Origin of the sequence: Nostoc sp., assembly GCF_036917455.1 — a bacterium.
Classification (GTDB): domain Bacteria; phylum Cyanobacteriota; class Cyanobacteriia; order Cyanobacteriales; family Nostocaceae; genus Nostoc.
In genome coordinates this window covers 1-18,958 of sequence record NZ_JBALDK010000205.1, presented here as the reverse complement: position 1 = coordinate 18,958, position 18,958 = coordinate 1, and the positions used below count along the sequence as shown (strand labels likewise).

Below are 18,958 nucleotides of genomic sequence, written 5' to 3'. Positions count from 1 at the left end.
TTGAGTCCTACATTTTGTACTTCACTTAAAAAGTAAACTGCTGTAAATCACGAGCCTCAATCTACCTCTTACTTATCTTGTTAACTACGTAATTATATTGAGTTAAGCTATATTGGCTAGGATGAAATTTTACGTTATATCAGTTAAATTTGGTTTATATTGCTAGTAGTTCTTTAAGCCTTTGGCTGTTAGATGAACTAATTTTCCAAGCTTATTCCCACAATCACAATAAATTTACTTAGTATTACCTTTTCTTTAAGGAAGTTCAACATTATGAAGCTTCGATATTTAGCTAGTACATTGAGCATCATCGCTCTGTTTGCTAGTAGTACATGGAACAGTGCCAATGCTGTTACATTTACCCCACCAATTAACAATGGCGCTCCTAGCCAAGCAACCGGCGGAGCTTCCCGTGGTAATTTCTTTGTCCCTACTTCTGGTAAAGGCGCTCCTAGTCAAGCAACAGGAGGAGCTTCCCGTGGTAGTCTGTTTACACCTAGTGCTGGTAACGGCGCTCCTAGACAAGCAACGGGAGGAGCTTCCCGTGGTAGTTTGTTTACACCTAGTGCTGGTAAAGGCGCTCCTAGTCAAGCAAGTGGGGGAGCTTCTCGCGTTGGTACTTACTACTTAAATACTTCAACTGAATCGGCAGGACCGGCGGCTCTAATCGCCCTCCTACCGCAAAGCTTCTATGGCACAACAGTGTCTGAACGTCCCACAATTCTGGTATATCTCCCTGTTTCTAATGCAGAAGAAGCTGTGTTCAGCCTCAAGGATGAAGCTGGTAATACGCAGTATAAAATAACTATTCCTATTGCTCTGAAAACTGGGGCGATCGCTGTCAAATTACCAGCCGATGCACCCGCTTTAGTAGTTGGGAAAAACTACCATTGGTTCCTAGCTGTTAAAGTTGATGGACAACTCAGCCCAAGTACCCCTTATGTCGATGGTTGGATTCAACGTATCCAGCCTAGTGCTGAACTGGCAACAGCGATGCAGCAGCAAGATGCTTTGAAGCGAGCGACAGCTTTTGGTAAAAATGGCGTTTGGTATGATTGCGTGGAAACACTTGCAGCCCTACATAGCGCTCAACCTACTAACGTAACTCTTACCAAGCAATGGGAAGAACTCCTCTCTTCAGTTAACTTAAAAGAGATTGTCACAGCTCCGTTATTAGGATCTACTAACTAACAGTAATTTAAGCATTTGGTATTGGGCATTGGTTATTTTCCCCCATTCCCAATACCTTTTGGTTAAGGCATCTCTGCTCCCTTGCCTGCCTTCACGAATAAATTTATTCTCCGAAAAGTATTGCCCCCATTCCCCATCCCCTATTCCGCATGTGGCGCAGACTCCAGACTTTCATTCAACGCACTCGTAGCGTTTTAATTATTACTCCCACAGTTGCTTTGACTGTCATTGTCGGGCAATCGTTGGGATTTTTCAATTTACTCGAATGGAAAATTCGTGATGAATGGGTTCGTCAGCGATCGCTCCCGACGATCGCTGATGAAATTGTGATTGTCACAATCGATGAACGCGATATCCAATCGGTGCGGAAATGGCCAATTCCCGATTGGGCATTAGCAAAATTACTAGAAAAGATTCGGGCGCAGCAACCTAGAGCCATCGGATTGGATCTCTACCGAGATTTACCAGAGGGAAGCGGATATGAAGAACTGGTCAAAATCTTCCGCAGCACTCCCAATTTGATCGGCGTTGAGAAAATCACCGGAGAGCGTGTCAATCCGCCACCAGAATTGAAGAAACTCGATCGAGTCGGATTAGCAGATTTGGTATTGGATGGCGATCGCTTTGTGCGTCGCGCTTTGCTGACGGCAGTTGATACCAAAGAGCAAAACACGCTCAAAGCTGGATTGGCAACTCAGGTGGCGCTCAAGTACCTGGAAGCCGACAAGATTACTTTAGAAAGTATTGACCCCAAGCAGCAAAAGTTTCAGTTGGGTAAAGCAATTTACCTACCATTAGACAATCAAGAAGCAGGCTACTCCGATACTGATTTAGGCGGCTATCAAATTTTGCTCAATTGGCATGGAACAGATGCGGCATTTCGGACAGTTGCCATGCGCGATGTCTTAGCAGGGCGAATTCCAGCCAACTTAATGCGCGATCGCATGGTGTTTATTGGATCGACCGCCGCTAGTACCAATGACTTCTTCAATACACCCTTTAGTTCTTCCTGGATCTCTACTCAAAAACCTACACCTGGGGTTGTTGTCCACGCCAATATTGCCCATCAACTGGTACAAGAGGCAAAAATTGCCAAGAGAACATTACACGGCGTTTCTAGTCAAGCTGTGTCGTTCTGGATTATTTTCTGGTCTGCGATCGGTTCTTGTGGTAGTTGGTTCTTATCCAGTCGCAGGCTGCGGATTCCTGGTGGAAAAATTCTCTGGGCAACTGTAAGCATCAGTACCGTGTTTGTGGGGGGCAGCTATGGAATGTTTCTAGATGGCATTCTGATTCCAGTCACACCCACCCTAGCCGCATTCATCAGCAGCGTGATTGCAACCACAAATGCCTATAAACAGAGGCGGTTAGAAGAAACGAATCAGCAACTAGAAATTGCCAACACTCAACTATTAGATTATTCCAAAACTCTGGAGTTCAAAGTTGAAGAGCGAACTCATGAACTATTGGAAGCAAAACAAGCTGCTGATGCTGCTAACGAAGCAAAGAGCGAGTTTCTGGCAAATATGAGCCATGAACTACGCACACCGCTTAATGGCATCCTTGGTTTTGCTCAGGTGCTAGAAGTATCGCCAAACATGACAGAAAAAAATCTGGAAGGAGTCAGCATTATCTACCAATGTGGAACACACCTGCTGATGCTAATCAATGATATTCTTGACCTTTCAAAAATTGAAGCTCGGAAATTAGAATTGCTTGCGACTACTGTCAATTTGTCCACTTTCTTGTATGGTGTCACCGAAATTTGCAGGATCAGAGCAAAACAGAAAGGGATTGGATTTAATATTTTAATCAGCGATCGCTTACCAGTTGCCATTGAAGTCGATGAAAAACGGCTACGGCAAGTTTTGATCAACTTACTAGGCAACGCCATTAAATTCACAGACAACGGTAGTGTCACCTTTAAAGTAGATGTCATTAGTCAAGAATTTAAACCAATGACAAATGACAATAGACAAATGACATACCAGAAAATTCGCTTCCAGATTGAAGACACGGGTATTGGAATGTCACTAAACCAACTAGAGAAAATCTTTGTGGCTTTTGAGCAAGTAGGTGAAGCAGGGCGGAAATCTGAAGGTACTGGCTTGGGATTAGCAATCAGTCAAAGAATTGCAACATTGATGGGCAGCCAAATTCAAGTGCAGAGTCATCTGGGTGAAGGTAGTCTTTTTTGGCTGGATTTGATTGTAACAGTACCAGTTTCCCATGACTGGCAGATAGAAACGATATCTACCCCAGGCATAGATACAGCCCAAACCCATCAAAAAATCATCGGTATTCGGGGTAGCACGCCTCAAATTCTCATTGTTGATGATGATACTAACCATTGTTCTATGTTGGCCAATTTGCTTGAAAGAATTGGCTGTCGAACCCTGAAAGCAAGCGATGGCAAACAGGGACTACTGATGGTAACAGAACATCACCCGGATATGATTCTACTGGATTTAGCCATGCCTAATATGGATGGCTTTGAGTTAATGGTTCACTTACAAGAAAATCCACAAACCCGTGCTATTCCGATTATTGTCTCTAGTGCCAGTGTTTTTGAGGAAAATCGACAACGAAGTTTTGAAGCTGGGGCTACAGCTTTTTTGCCGAAACCCCTGCAAGTTGATGAGCTATTTAATGCAATGCTATCGCTGCTAAAAGTGGAATGGATTTATGCTCAATCCACACCTCAAAAATCACTTTCCCAACTCGAACAGAAAGCCGATGCCGAATTGATTCTGCCATCCCAGGATGTTTTACAACAACTTTATCATCTAGCAATGATGGGAGATATTCCGGCGATCGAGGGAATAATAAAAGAGTTAATTAACCAAGATAGTCAGCTAACTCCCTTCGCAACTGAGTTAAGCCAATTTACTGTCAACTTCCAAACAGGAAAAATCCGTAAATTTCTGAAAAATTTTGTAACAACTGAGTCACATCAATGATGTTTGATCCTCTCCTGAAGCCAATGTATATCCTTTTGGTAGATGACAATCCCAACAATCTCAAAGTTCTATCAGAAGCGATTCAGGGATGTGGCTGGAAAACACTCATGGCAACTGATGGAGAGTCGGCTATTGAACAAACAGAATATGCCGTTCCCGATCTCATTCTTTTGGATGTGATGATGCCAGGAATTGATGGATTTGAAACTTGTCGCAGACTAAAAGCCAATTCCATCACACAGAATATTCCAGTTATTTTTATGACTGCTTTGGCCGATGCCACAGACAAGGTGAAAGGACTAGAAATTGGTGCAGTTGACTATATTACCAAACCCTTTCAGCAAGAAGAAGTTATTGCTCGATTAAAGTTACATCTAAAAATCTCTCATCTTACCCGTACCTTAGAACAAAGAGTGCAAGAACGCACCATCGAATTAAGCCAATCTCTACAAAAGTTACAACACACCCAATTACAACTAATCCAGAGTGAGAAAATGTCCGCCCTTGGACAACTTATTGCAGGCATCGGTCATGAAATTAATAACCCGATTGGTTTTATTAGTGGAAATTGCTCTCATCTTGAAGAATATATGAAGGGTCTCCTGCGTTTGGTGAATCTCCAACAGCAAAAAATACCATATCCAGACCCAGAAATTGAACAACTAGTTAAAGAAATTGATTTAGAGTATCTAGATGAAGATTTACCAAAAATTATGGGATCAATGCATCAGGGAATTAGTCTTTTGAAAGACATTAGCCTCTCTTTGAGAACCTTTGCTCGATCTGATATTTCATCTATGGTTGAGTTTCAGATTCATCACGGAATTGATACTACCTTAATGCTCTTAAAACATCGATTAAAAGGTCAAGGAAATCGCTCTAAAATCGAGGCGATCAAACAATATGGTGAGTTACCTCTAATCACTTGCTATCCTGGACAACTTAATCAGGTATTTATGAATATTATTGCCAATGCAATTGATGCATTTGATGACCTCCGGCAAAACCACTCAGTTCAAGAAATTGCTGCTGCTGTTCCTCATACCATCACGATCGCTACATCAGTCGATCGTCAGGAAGAAACTGTTACGATTTGCATTGAAGATAACGCTTTTGGGATGCCTCCTGAAGTACAAGCTAGAATTTTTGAGCCATCTTTTACAACTAAAGCTGTGGGTAAGGGAACTGGGCTAGGATTAGCTATTAGCCACCAAATTATTACCGATAAACATAATGGACAAATTAACTGTTCATCAACTTCTGGAAAGGGAACGAAGTTTATTATTACTTTAGCAATTTAAGGGGATAGATAGAGAAAACTCTGCTCCATTTCCTAGCTCCGATATGATATTTAGTTTTCCTCCATGTTTTTCTATAATAGAGTGGCTAATTGATAATCCTAAGCCTGTTCCTGTACCAATAGGTTTTGTTGTAAAAAATGGGTCAAATAGTCGCTGTTTTACCTCCTCAGATATGCCGGGACCATTATCTGCAATTTGAATAGTTATTGTATTAGCATCAGCCATTTTAGTCCGAATTTTGATTGTGGGTATTTTTGTTTGTCTATGTTCAGTTGTGAATGATAAATCTAATGCATCAATAGCATTGTTAAGAATACTCATAAATACTTGATTAATCTGACTGGCGTAGCAATTAACCTCTGGTAACTGGGCATATTCCTTAATTACATTGATTGCAGAGCGGTGGGTTTTATTTTCTAGCCGATGGTGTAAAATTAACAAGGTGCTGTCGATGCCTTCATGAAGATTGACACTTTTCATTTCAGCCTCATCCAGTCGCGAAAAATTGCGGAGAGAAAGGACAATTTGGCGGATGCGATCTGTCCCTACTTTCATTGATTGCAGCAATTTTTGTAAGTCGGATTTGAGAAAGTTTAAATCTATTGCTTCTAGTTCTTCTTGAATCTCAACAAATGGTTGAGGATAGTAGTGCTGATACCGCTCAATCAAGTGCAGCAAATCTTGACAATATTCATTGGTATAGGTGAGGTTGCCATAAATAAAGTTAATCGGGTTGTTAATTTCGTGGGCAACACCTGCAACCATTTGTCCCAATGAAGACATTTTTTCAGTTTGAATCAGTTGGCTTTGTGTATGTTGCAGTTGTTCTAAAGTTTCCGAGAGATGCTGATTTTTCTCATTCAACTCCAGAGTTCTCTGCTCCACCTTTTGCTCTAATGTATGGTTGTAGTCTTCTAGTTGGGCTTTTGCTACGGCTAGATTGTTATACAACATAGCATTTTGCAGCGAGATGGCAGCTTGGGCTGTGAGCAACCGCAAAACCTCAAGACGGTTTTGGGTAAAGGCTCCAGTCGTCAACCTGTTTTCTAGGTAAAGGATGCCGACGATCTGGCCGCGATTGTGAATAGGCGTACATAGCAAGCTTTTGGGTTGCCATTGAATGATGTAGGGATCGTTGGCGAAGGGGGTTTCTCTGCGGGCATCATCTAGCACTAAGGTTTCAGAGGTCCGGGAGACATAGTTCACGATCGCTTTGGGAATATTCTGACTGTCTGAAAGAGGAAGGGAATGCAGGTTTATTATCTCCAGGTTTTCACCCGTAGGCGTAACTCGTGGTAGAAGAAATTGCTCCTCTTCGACGATCGCTTGGCTGGTTTTTTGAGCTGCAACTACCCAATTATCCTCTTGAAGCAGCAGGAGGATTGATTTGTCAGCCCCGGCATTTTCGATTACAACCTGCATCAGGGTTGTCAACAGCTTTTCTAACTCAATTTCTCCAGCCAGTGCATGAGAGGCTTTCATTACCGTTGCTAAATCTAACGCTTCAGTCCCAGTAGAACTACTCTGGCTGAATCCGATGGTAGTGGTGAGGCTTAAAGAACCAGTTTCATCTTGCTCCAAAACCTTAAGCAATAATTGAGAATATTGCTTTTCTAACTGGTTAACTTTGCCTATCGCTCCCCAACTGAGGTAAGTGTAATAGGCATTTTCTAAGTAAATATGAGCGATCGGCTTCGCCAACGCTTCTTTGTTCCATTCTAAATAAAATCGGGCAGCCAGTTCATTGGCGAGGGCTTCTTCCTGAACGTATCTATTGATTTTTGCCCCAGCGATGGCGCGATCGTAAAGATCCACTGCCTGCGCCATAAGTCCTAACACTCGGCATTCTTCGGCTTTCACCAGTTCAAATTTGTGCAAATAATTCATCGGTGCGTGGTGCGCCCATATCTGCATTTTTCCTTGGTTTTCTGTGACCCGTTCCAGTAATGTTTTTTGGCGAGAGGCCGTAGCTATAGAATACTCTGCTAAAGCCGTCAGGGAATCATAAAAATAAAATATCGGCACAGTGGCATAGCCCGTGCCCGCAACGAGATATTCTCTAGCTTTAGCAGCTATTTCCACTGCTTGAGAGAGATTTTCAAACAGATAACAGAGAATCAGTTTGTGGAGAAAAAAATAGTGGAGTCCAGTCAATTCATTGGCTTGAACCAGTTGAGTCACAAATTCTGTTTCGTTCAGTGCCTCACCTGTCATAATACAGGGATTCTCAGCAAGCCCTTGCAAATTCAAAACTGTTTGCCAAAAGATGCGGCAGTAGTTGAGGGTTGTGACTTGCTTAAAATTTTCCAAAACATGAATGTAAGCCTGGATGTCTTGCTCTAACGAGTTCAACTCTCGACCCAGGAAATAGGAATACTGGCAGATGTCTTTGGTGTTAAAGCCCACGTAGTATGCATTTCCAGTTTCTAAAGCAATCTTGTAACCCTCCTGCATCAGCTGCAAAGATTTTTTTAAAGGAGACTTCAAATAGGTGATGAAAGCACCTACGACATAAAATACCGTGGGTTTGATGTCGCTAATATTAAATTTGTCAGTTAGTGCCAAGGCAAGGTTGCCAACTCGATCGGCTGTTTCAATATCCTGAAGAATTCCGCTCAACAGAATGCCATAACAGGCATAAGAAAAGGCAGAAAATGGAGCATTGCCGTACTTAATAGATGCTTGGACTTGAGACAAGATCAGTAGTGGAAACAAATTTGGCTCGGCAATGTAAACAGCTGGAGCAACGTTTGCCACAAGTCGGGTAACTGCTAGCTTATCTGCGGCTACCATCAGAGGTAAGTCAACCAATTCTGCAATATCACGACCGTTAATCAGGGTAGCAGTTTCTTGGAGAGCTTGCTGAATATCTTGCAAGGTGGGTGTTTCTGGGAAAACCACACCGAACTGACTCATTCCCTGACGAGCGATCGCGATCGCTCCCAACACATCATTTTTAGCTGTATACGCCTGGATTTTGGTTTCGTAAATGCTGACTCGATCTAGGGGAGTTTTGGTTTCCTGGATCGCTGTTTGAGCCAATTGTTCCATCTGTTCATACTCGCCACCAAGATAAGCAGCATCGGCGGCTAATTCGTGCAGTGTCAGAGCCAATTCATACTGACTTTGCCAACAGTCGCATCTCAATAACCGAATCCCCGCAGTTAAATACTCAATTGCTACTTGGTAAGCTGTAGAAGACTTGGCTTTCTTTCCTGCTAGCAGATTGAGTTGTGCGAGTCGATCGCGATCGCTTTGAGATGCGCTCGGTTCTATGCCAATATTCAACTGATTGACAATTTCAAAAATCAGCAATTCTTGCTCAGTTTCTGGGGTATTGCTCGACAGCAATTGACCAATCTTGAGGTGCGTTGCTGATTTCCGAGCCGCCGGAATTAGTGAATAAGCGGCTTGTTGAACGCGATCGTGAAGAAATTTATAGGTAATAGTTATCGATGTGTTGTCATTTGTCAAATCATCCATGACAACAGACTCATCCTGAAAGTATGTATAACCTCCGCCATTGGGCAAAATTAATCCATCCTTGAGGGCTGGCCACAAATCTGCTGCGGTTTCATTTGGAGATTTTTCATAGACAACCGCTAGGGTTTCTAAATCAAACTGATTGCCGACACAAGCAGCCAGTTTGAGAACATCCAGAGTCTGCTGTGGTAATTTTTGGAGTTGCAGCACCACAAAGTCCACAATATCTTCTGTAAAAGATAGCGCCCGGATTTGAGCCAGATTGCACTGCCAATCACCTGTTCTGCTGGCAAAGGCAATCAGCCCATCTTCATGCAGCGATTTGAGAAACTGGTTAGTGAAAAATGGATTACCTTTGCTCTTTTGATAGACCAGATTAGCGATCGCAGTTGCTTGTTCTGTTGAATATTTAAGGGTATCTGCAATCAGTTGATTCAGGTCGGTTTGGGTGAGGGCAGAAAGGACAATACTACTAACTGTAATCCCTTCTTGACGCATTTCCTCAATGGTCAACATCAAGGGATGTGCAGAAGAAACCTCATTATCTCGATATGCTCCAATCACTAGCAAATAAGATTTGCTGGCTTCACTCATCAGCAGGTGCATCAGTTTTAAGGAAGCCGAGTCTGCCCATTGTAAATCATCAAGGAAAATAACGAGGGGATGCTCTTGGGTTGTGAAAACTTGAATGAATTTCTGAAACAGCAAATTGAAGCGGCTTTGGACAGCAGTACCTGATAATTCTGGGACGGAGGGCTGTTTCCCAATGATTCGTTCGAGTTCTGGAATCACCTCAATAATCACTTGACCACTTTCACCCAATGGAGATAAAATTTGAGTCTTCCACTGGTCAATTTGAGCATCACTCTCTGTCAGCAGTTGGGTCATTAAATCCCGAAAGGCTTGCACCAAAGCAAAAAAGGGAATATTCCGATTAAATTGATCGAATTTGCCCTTGATAAAGTATCCACACTGACGGGTGATTGGTTTGTGAACTTCGTTGACAATTGCCGTTTTCCCAATGCCAGAGGAACCTGCTACAAGGATCATTTCAGAATTTCCCTGGCGCACGCGCTCAAAGGTTGCTAGCAGCATTAAGACTTCTAGTTCCCGGCCGTAGAGTTTTTCGGGAATCGTAAAGCGATCGCAAACGTCCCTGTGCCCTAACTGAAACGGGATAATATTTCCACTTTCTTGCAATTGATCTAAACACATTTGCAGATCGTGCTTTAGCCCGAATGCGTTCTGATAGCGGTCTTCAGCATTTTTCGCCATCAGTTTCATGACGATATCACAGAGAATTTGGGGAATCTCTTCTCTTTCCCCTAAAAGTGGTGGTTGTTTTGCTATATGACAATGCACCAATTCCATAAAATCATCGGATTGAAATGGCAATTGCCCTGTTAAGAGTTCATAGAAAGTGACTCCGAGAGAATAGAAGTCAGTGCGGTAATCAATTCCCCGGTTCATTCGCCCAGTTTGTTCGGGGGAAAGATAGGCGAGGGTTCCTTCTAAAACAGTCGGGCTGGTTGAAAGTTGATTAACTCTTGGCAGCAGTGAAGCAATGCTAAAGTCAATGAGTTTAATCTGCTTTGTGGAAGGGTTAATCAGGATATTGGCGGGTTTGATATCCTTGTGGATGATTTCGTGATGGTAGAGATCGGCGAGAATATCAGCAAGTGCGATCGCAATCTGGAGAAACTCGCTCAAAAAGTGAGGACAGGGGTGTGAGAGGTTTTTCTGACTTTCTACATTTTTGAATCCCTGTCTCCAAGAGGCAGAATACTCCTTCAAAGAAATTCCCCCAAAGTCTTCTAAAATCAGGGCAGGCCGATTTTGATAACTCTCCAGACTATAGATCCGAACAACCCCAAGAACATTTAAGATTTTGGCAATGGTATACTGATTCCTGAATTGAGCCAACTCAATCGGACTGGGATAAGAACTTTTAAGAAGTTTGATGACAACAGGAGTTTGATCCGCCTCTCGCCAACCTCGGTAAACCAGGGTGCGAGTGCTGGTGTAAATTTTTTCACCAATCCCATAGCCGGGAACATCGACTCGATTTTCTACCATAAAACTTGCTACTGGATAACCTAAGTTAAGTTTTCCCTAATTAACTTGAAGTATCACAATTCATGATGTGATTTTCTTCAGATGAAGAAGAATTCTGACTCCTGACTCCTGAATTCTGTTTGATAAAAAATTGAGAAACCCGGTTTAGCTAAATAATACCTCCGCCAAAAAAAGACGATGAAGAGAGAGGGCACTCTGTAGTAGAGTTGTTGTCTTCTAAAACGATATATTTAGAACCTAGAGGCAGCTTGTGATATCCGAGCGCTGTTACAATGCTTGCTACCGCACATAAACCCGACAACGAGAGCGGTAAATCGGATCGTCATGGCAATGCTAACAAGTAGGTGAGAGTGACAATATTGGGAATCTACCCTTGGGAAGATATTGATAAATGAAATTAGTACCAGTCTGAAGTTATAAGTAAAAATCGTTAATGGTAGATTGCTAAAATGAATGAGTTCGGCAAAACTTTAGAAGACAAGAGTATGAGCTATGTGGGAATGATTGCAAAATTTCCATTGGATGTTCACGAACTTAAGTCTTTTATTACTCCTGAAAAGGATCTATTCGTTCTCAGTCATTTGGGAATCCCAGCCATTGACATCGATCAATGGAAGTTGAAAATTTCGGGATTAGTAGAGCAAAATATTGAGTTATCATATCAGAATTTGCTGAGTCTGGAATATCGCGAATTAACTGTTTTCCAGCAATGTTCAGGCAATCCGCTTCAACCCAAAGTTCCAACAAGACTTATTAGTAATGTTACATGGGGTGGAGTTTGCCTGAGAGCGATTCTTAATCAATTGCAAGTTAAACCGGAAGCTCGTTATATCTGGTTTGTAGGAGCCGATCACGGTGTTTATGAGGGAGTTTCTAGCGATTCATATATTAAAGATATTCCGATCGAAAAAGCATTGGATAATGATGTGTTGCTAGCCTACAAGCTTAACGGTGAGTTGATATCATCAGAACGGGGTTTTCCATTGCGGCTGGTGGTTCCAGGCTACTATGGCACTAACTTTGTAAAGTGGCTCTCATATATTTATGTCACAGATCGGCGATCGCCAGGGCCCTTTACAACAAACTTCTATAACGATCGAGTTGGAGGCGATGATGGGACTTTAAAACCTGTTTGGGAAGTTGCACCAGAATCGGCGATCGTTTATCCTGCTCAAAATGAAGTCCTATCCCTTCAACCTCAAATACTTTGGGGCTGGGCATGGGCATGTAGGGGTATCCAATCAGTCGATGTTAGTATAGATGGTGGCATCACCTGGCAAAGTGCTGAAGTTGAAGCACGCTTACAATATGCATGGCAACGATTTACGTTTCAATGGACTCCAGCAACGCCAGGAAAATATAGCTTAATGAGCCGAGCCACTGACTGTGATGGAGCAATTCAACCGATTCAGGAAGAGCGCAATGCTGTTTATACAGTAGTAGTCACTGTTAAAGAAGCAATGGTAAAAGAGTCAAAGTCTTTTACCATTGCCGAATGAATGAAAATTGAGCAGATAGTTTAAACAGATATTGGCGATCGCTTTGGTTGGTACACTGTAGCAAAGGGTTGTTGATAAGAATGGGTCTTAATATAGACCAAAAACTCATCAATCAACTCTGTAAAATACTCAAACCCTACATCAATCAACTCAAGTGCTTTTTGACGAATCTCTTCAGACACTTCAATCTCTCTCATTACTTGAAAAGAAGCAGGAGTATGAAGAGTGTGGGTATTTTCTATATGGTTATGACGCATACCAAAGTAACGAAACTCTGCTTGAGTCATTTTTTGCAGTTGCAGGGCCGCAGACATGGTTGAACGGAAAAAGACATTCGCTGTAACCTCAGATACTTCAATGGCAACCAATCTGATAATGGGATCTGCTCCACGAGTATACCGCTCAAAGATCGGAAACATGGAACGGGAAATCTTAGTTTCATCGCTCCAAAGGAATCGCACCGCATCACTGAAGCGCATGGGATAGTCAATCCCCATTTTCTCCATGTCTTCTAGTAACCATTGCCAGTGGAAATGTTCTTCATGGGTGTGCAGATTTACCATCTCTTGAATGTAATTAGTCGTTGGCTCATCTCTGAGAACTCGTTTGCACAACTCACTGAACTCCAGTGCAAGTGGAGCAATTACGGGTGCAAATGCCAGCCTCTGCCGGGGATCGATCGACTCGTCTTCCATATATTTAAAGAACGGCAATTGGGCATATTCCCGATTTTTCTGCTCAATCAGCTCAAGAATTGATTTCATTTCAATGTTCCTAATTATAGACAACAGACAACGGGCTTCTAGCCGATTTGGTTTGGTTATCCAGTCAGCCATAGCACTGCTCAGGCTTTTGCCTGAAAGAGTATTTATTGAGAGAATCTGAAAGTTTATTAACTTAAAATTCTGCCACAGCGATCGCTAGCAGAATAAACAACACACCTCATAAACTGATGACACAAAATGCTCTGACAACTCTTCTCAATGTGCTAAGAGCTGACAAAAACTAAAAACAAACTATTTTATGATGATGCAATCAGGTACACATAAGAGTACTTTATTGCATCATCTACATTAAATAGTAACTTTAAATATTAATTATTATAAACCGTATAATCACGAGTTAAATGAAATATTTATCCTAAAGCTTATTGTTAAAAAACTATTAAAAACTCAGTAATTTCATATTTATTTTTAGCTAAGATAAAAATCATAACTGCGATCGCAATGCCTCAAATTGCTGCCAACAAAGGTACAGTGCACGCGGTACGTGAAAACATCCTTTCCATTTGCCACCTTTAAGGTTTAACAATACTTCACCACGCCGATTCAGGTAGCCAAACCATTCACCGTATTCTGAATCGGCAAAATGTGACCAAGTGTAATCGTGCATCTTTTGATACCATTCCCAACACACCTCACGTCCCGTTAGGCGATAGCCCATCGCTAATGCAACCAAAGATTCGAGGTGAACCCACCACAATTTTTGATCCCATTCCAATTGTTGTGGGGGATGACCGTCTGCATCCATAAAGTAATACAATCCGCCGGACTCCCTATCCCAAGCAAAATTTAGGATATTTAGCACCACATCAACAGCTTGGTTAATAGTTTTGGTGTCGTTTTGGCGACGGGCGATATCCATAATAAACCACATAGCTTCGATACCGTGACCTGGATTAATCAGCCGCCCCTCAAAACAATCTATGTGAGAACCATCAGGGGAAACATTTTCGTACATTAGTCCCCGTTCTTGGTCGAGAAAATCGGTCATTACTTCGCGGACGGTTTCAGCTAAGACATTCTCTAGTGTTTCCTTTGGCAGCAGCCATTCCATTTCTAGAGTCAAGTTGGCTAAAATCATCGGTACAGCCAATGATTTCATCGGGCGTGTGTTGGGATAGGTTTTATTATATTTGCCTTTTGGATTATCTTTGCGGCGTAATACGTTGTTATAAGCCTGCATTGCGATATCCTTTGCCCATTCTTCACCGCTAGCAAGTGCATATTTACTAAATGCCATTGCTGCAAAGCAATCAGAGAAGATATTGTAAGGCTGAACTAATGGTTTCCCTTCACGGGTGACGGCAAAGTACCAGTTACCATCACTATCTCTACCGTGTTTGGCGAGAAAGTTAGCGCCATTACTGGCAATTTTCAACCAGTTTTCGCGTTTTTCTAGCTGGTTGTAAAGCATCGAAAAAGTCCACACCTGGCGGTTTTGCAGCCAGATGAATTTATCTGTATCATAAATTTTACCTTCGCGATCGAGGCAAGTGAAATAGCCGCCTTGCTCCCAATCGAGAGAATATTTTTCCCAAAATGGGAGGACATCGTTGAGGAGAGCGTTTTTGTAAAGTTCAGCGTAGGCGTAGCCACCCGGAGGCATCGCTTGAAAATTATACTCCATAAATTTCTTCCCCTTTTCTGCTCAAGCTAACAATTATCACATTTTGGCTCGAATAGGGAGCGTAGGCGTAGCCACCCGGAGACATCGCGTCAGTCTTTTACAAGATTTCGTCAGCAGCAGTTATACTTCTATCTTGTATCTTGCACCATTCTCAATAACCGTAGGGGAGCCAGTGAGGTTGTTATGAGTCAGATTGAACGAGTTGCGATCGTTGGAGGAAACCACGGTAATGAGTTAACAGGAGTACATCTAGTTAAAAGATTTCAGCAATATCCAAATTTAATTAACAGAGCCAGTTTTGAAACTCTGGCATTACTTGGTAATCTGAAAGCGATTGAAGAAGGTAAACGGTATATTGACAAGGATTTAAACCGTTGCTTCACCAATCAAAGTTTGCAAAATCTCCAACTCTCAAGTTATGAAGATACGCGGGCCAGGGCACTTCAACAAATACTGCAACCGCAAAATCAGCCATTTGTAGATGTAATTATTGATTTGCACAGCACAACTGCCAACATGGGGTTAAGTCTGATTTTTTGTGATCTAAATCCTTTTTTACTTCGGTTAGGTGCTTATTTGACTTCGATAAATCCGATGGTCAAGATTTTTGTGAATCCCCAATCAAGAGAAGGTGGTTTTCTGCGTTCTTTGTGCGAATTGGGTTTTGTGATAGAAGTTGGGGCTGTGGCTCAGAATATCTTAAACGCCGAATTGTTTAAACAAACAGAGCAGCTTATTTATGCAATTTTAGACTATTTTGAAGGGTACAAACAAGGTAGTATTCCGCAGACAAACAACACGCTTACACTCTATCAATACATTGAGACGATCGATTATCCAAGAAGCGATGCCGACGGCGGGCTGCGTCTACGCGGGGAGATTCAAGCTATGATTCATCCCCAGCTTCAGTTTAGGGATTATGAACCTTTGAATCCAGGCGATCCAATGTTTGTGACTTTTGCAGGAAAAGATATTTTTTATCAGGGAGAGTCTACTGTTTATCCTATTTTTATTAATGAAGCAGCTTATTATGAGAAAGGAATTGCGATGTATCTAAGTCAAAAGCACCAAGAGGTAGTTTAATTTATTCGCCCTTGTAACCAAGATTGCAAATCAGCTAAGGTAATAAAATCAAGTAATGCATCACTCAATTCTTCGAGAACAGGAAAAGGTAAACCAGAAATTGAGGAGCGCATTTCTTCAGAAAGTTCTCCAAGCCGCTTAGTTAATTGTCGGGAAATAGTATTAGCCATCGTTTGTCGTCCTTCCTCTCGTCCTTCCTCTCGCCCTTCTTCCTTGATTTCTCGGTAAACTTGCGTTTGTTGTAGTGTTATTCCTAACATAGACTCTACCTCTGTTTGGCTCAATTGTTCAAATCTGTACATCATTATCGTCGTCAGTATCTCTATGATGACGCGACCCTCTGCTAATGGTACTTCTTCATCGGTTCTTGTTAACAAATACCTTGCTCGCCGAATTTCACATCAAGAAATCAAAAACTGCCAAAATCATAAATTTAATCAAAATCCCTTGACCAATAGATTTTATCCCAGAAGATTTCACAAATTATAAAAAAAAATTCGTAATTTATAATTGGGACTCTTAATTACGAATTACGAATTACAAATTAGTAATTGTAAATGCTCACCAGGGCAAACGCATCATGTCAACAAGAAGATTTTATTTTCAATAAGCTCTAAACTACTCGCATTAATCCCTACTTATTGACACAACTTTAGCGATCGCTTTGAGTCTTGAAAAGCAAACCAAACGAGAAATGCTGATTTTGTCGTTGGTTCTTTGCCTTGGTTGTGATCAAGAGTAATTTAGATGCGTTTGCCCTGAAATGCTCACCCCGCCAGCCGATACATAATCACTTTTCCTTTCCAATTTTCTTCCACAAATACTAGATACTCACCATTTGAACGACGAAAAGCGCGGATACCGTAGGGTATATCAATCCAGCCACTTTCGCTACCAACTTCTGGGCCTGGTTTTAACTGTTGTACTTGCGCTCCCGTCTTGGCATTATAGACATATACCTCTGCGGTTTTGACTGTCACGGCAAATACACGATCTCCCGCCACACTTATGGCCGCTGTAGATACTTCACGTTTCCCGGTAGTGTCGTAGGGAATCACAGTTCGCCACTTGGGAGTACGATTTCCTTTACTCCAATTGTCAAAACGGGCAATCTCAGATCCAGCAACTCCAGTATCATCACCGAATGCAGGGCGATTTACTGTGAAGCCTGACAAATACATAGTATCTGTTTCGGGGAAATATTCGATTCGCCGGAAGTCGTTAAATATTTTGGGAGTGGTTTGCTTTTCCATCGAACTATAGCTGTAGATGGGGTTGCCTTTAGCATCTATTCCCTGTAAAGGATAGTGGCGAATGCCATCTTCTGTTCGCAAAGCTTTCCAAACATCTCCTTTGCTGTCTACCCACCAGCCGCCGATATAGGGATAATCTTTGCTGGTATCATATTCATTCTTTTCAAATTTGCCATTACCGTTGCGATCGCGCCAGATCCATTCCCCTTTTTGTGGTTGATTTAGCGGCCAATTTCCAGCGAGAAATGGTTTGTCTGCGCCATTGCTACCGACAAACATTCCGGCTGGGATAGCGATATTACCATCTGTGGCTGGATTAAAACGATATATTTGCAGGAAGCTGTTATACATATCTGTGAGGAACAAAAACGGCTTCCCTTTGATGCGGCGAACAAAGGTTCCATCTGGCGATGTATGCAAACGTGGATCTTGAGGATATTTGAAAGGATTTAAGGTGTAGGCTTTGTAAGTCCATTGCTTACCAGCTGGCTGACTGTAATCCATGAGATAGTGTTCTTGTTTGGTGAATAAATCTACACCATCTGTTTTAGGATCGGCATCTGCATTATCGACGAATATCAATCCCAGCGATCGCCATATTAGTTTTCCCGATGGCGAAAATTTCCGCAAATCTGTTCCCGATTTGTTGAAACCATTACTATTTATATAGATATTACCTGAAGCATCTTTACCAATTCCGGTAAGTCCATAAAGTTTTAAATCTCGAACTTCACCAGCAACTCCTGTATAAATACCGCCTTTACAGCCAAAACTACCTGTCTGCACTGGCTTATCTTTGATGTCATAAACCAACATTTGCTGACGCGGGCCATTTTCTGCCACTAACAGCTTACCTTGACGATCGATTGCGATCGCAGTTGGTTCAACGATATCTGCAATCTGTTGGGGCAATTGCTTTCCACTCTGGGAATAATGTAAAATCTTGGCAGGATTACTACCACTTTTACTTTGAATAATCCACAGATTTTTTTGTGAATCAATAGTTATTGCTCCCGGATTGTTAATAGTAAAGCTGCGTAATTCCTTCATTGTCTCAGTATCGTAGACACGAATGCGGTTAGCAGCAAAATCGCTCACATACAACTCACTTCCTACAGTTGCTAATCCAGTGACTTCACTTTTAGTACTGGTAATTAACATACTTTTATCCCAGCCACGTCCTTCAGGAAACGGTGCAGGTTTTCCCGATAAATCATAGCGTCTAACGCAGTGCCAAGCTGTTCCTTCAGGGGGATAATCTTCATCGGTTTTGCCCTTCGATCCCTGAGTCATGGCAAGGTAAATATATTTACTATTTGCGGTTACAGCTATGCCACCTCCACGACTCCAACCGTGAGTATCCCCAATAGCACCAATAACTTTACCATCTTTATATATAGCTGCCTCCATTCCCGCCTCATCCCAATGGCTGTTGGTATAAACTGTGCCATCAGGTGCAACATACATTGCCTCAATATTATTTTGTACTCGCAGATTTCCACTGCCAATAGTATTACCTATCCACGATGTTTCATAAGTAAGCGTAGGTGTTCCAGTTGTCGCCCAGTCTGTTGTAATTCCAATGTTAGTAACAATTATTCCAACAGTCAGACTGAGTAAAAAAGTGAAAGTTTTACTTCTTTGTAAGTATCTATTCTTAAATATTTTTTTTATTTTCTGATTAAGTTTTTGACGAAGTTTTA

Annotated in this window: 9 protein-coding genes and 1 pseudogene; 5 read left to right on the top strand and 5 right to left on the bottom strand. The window is 41.9% G+C overall.

Annotation, left to right across the window (positions count from 1 at the left end; all coding sequences use genetic code 11):
* Positions 1 to 273 precede the first annotated feature (273 nt).
* From V7K42_RS22165 to V7K42_RS22155, 3 genes are all read left to right on the top strand, one after another.
* Positions 274 to 1,191, top strand: a complete 918-nt coding sequence (locus V7K42_RS22165) for a DUF928 domain-containing protein (protein WP_334919462.1) — start codon at positions 274 to 276, stop codon at positions 1,189 to 1,191.
* 149 nt (positions 1,192 to 1,340) lie between these two features.
* Positions 1,341 to 4,151, top strand: a complete 2,811-nt coding sequence (locus V7K42_RS22160; RefSeq protein WP_334919461.1) for a CHASE2 domain-containing protein — start codon at positions 1,341 to 1,343, stop codon at positions 4,149 to 4,151.
* Positions 4,148 to 5,452, top strand: a complete 1,305-nt coding sequence (locus V7K42_RS22155) for a hybrid sensor histidine kinase/response regulator (protein ID WP_334919460.1) — start codon at positions 4,148 to 4,150, stop codon at positions 5,450 to 5,452. Before V7K42_RS22160 ends, V7K42_RS22155 begins: the two co-directional genes overlap by 4 nt.
* Here the strand turns inward: V7K42_RS22155 and V7K42_RS22150 are convergent.
* Positions 5,441 to 11,011, bottom strand: a complete 5,571-nt coding sequence (locus tag V7K42_RS22150) for an ATP-binding sensor histidine kinase (RefSeq protein WP_334919459.1) — start codon at positions 11,009 to 11,011, stop codon at positions 5,441 to 5,443. The genes V7K42_RS22155 and V7K42_RS22150 overlap by 12 nt on opposite strands.
* Before the next feature lie 449 nt (positions 11,012 to 11,460).
* Here V7K42_RS22150 and V7K42_RS22145 point away from each other — a divergent pair, with 449 nt between their 5' ends.
* Positions 11,461 to 12,510, top strand: coding sequence for a molybdopterin-dependent oxidoreductase (locus tag V7K42_RS22145; RefSeq protein ID WP_334919458.1), 1,050 nt, complete (start codon positions 11,461 to 11,463; stop codon positions 12,508 to 12,510).
* 20 nt (positions 12,511 to 12,530) lie between these two features.
* On the opposite strand, the gene V7K42_RS22140 is transcribed toward V7K42_RS22145, so the two are convergent.
* Positions 12,531 to 13,346, bottom strand: a complete 816-nt coding sequence (locus V7K42_RS22140) for a hypothetical protein (protein WP_334919457.1) — start codon at positions 13,344 to 13,346, stop codon at positions 12,531 to 12,533.
* Between the two features lie 373 nt (positions 13,347 to 13,719).
* Positions 13,720 to 14,919 (bottom strand): AGE family epimerase/isomerase, encoded by a 1,200-nt coding sequence (locus tag V7K42_RS22135; protein ID WP_334919456.1) that lies wholly within the window; start codon positions 14,917 to 14,919, stop codon positions 13,720 to 13,722.
* 183 nt (positions 14,920 to 15,102) lie between these two features.
* Here V7K42_RS22135 and V7K42_RS22130 point away from each other — a divergent pair, with 183 nt between their 5' ends.
* Entirely contained in the window at positions 15,103 to 16,002 is a 900-nt protein-coding gene (locus V7K42_RS22130) for an aspartoacylase (protein WP_334919455.1), read from the top strand.
* Here the strand turns inward: V7K42_RS22130 and V7K42_RS22125 are convergent.
* Together V7K42_RS22125 and V7K42_RS22120 are read right to left on the bottom strand one after the other, a co-directional pair.
* A pseudogene (locus tag V7K42_RS22125) lies at positions 15,999 to 16,388 on the bottom strand (DUF4351 domain-containing protein); the annotation flags it as partial. The gene V7K42_RS22130 and the pseudogene V7K42_RS22125 overlap by 4 nt on opposite strands.
* 381 nt (positions 16,389 to 16,769) lie before the next feature.
* A partial coding sequence (locus V7K42_RS22120; protein WP_334919454.1) for a hypothetical protein occupies positions 16,770 to 18,958 on the bottom strand: 2,189 nt, incomplete at its 5' end.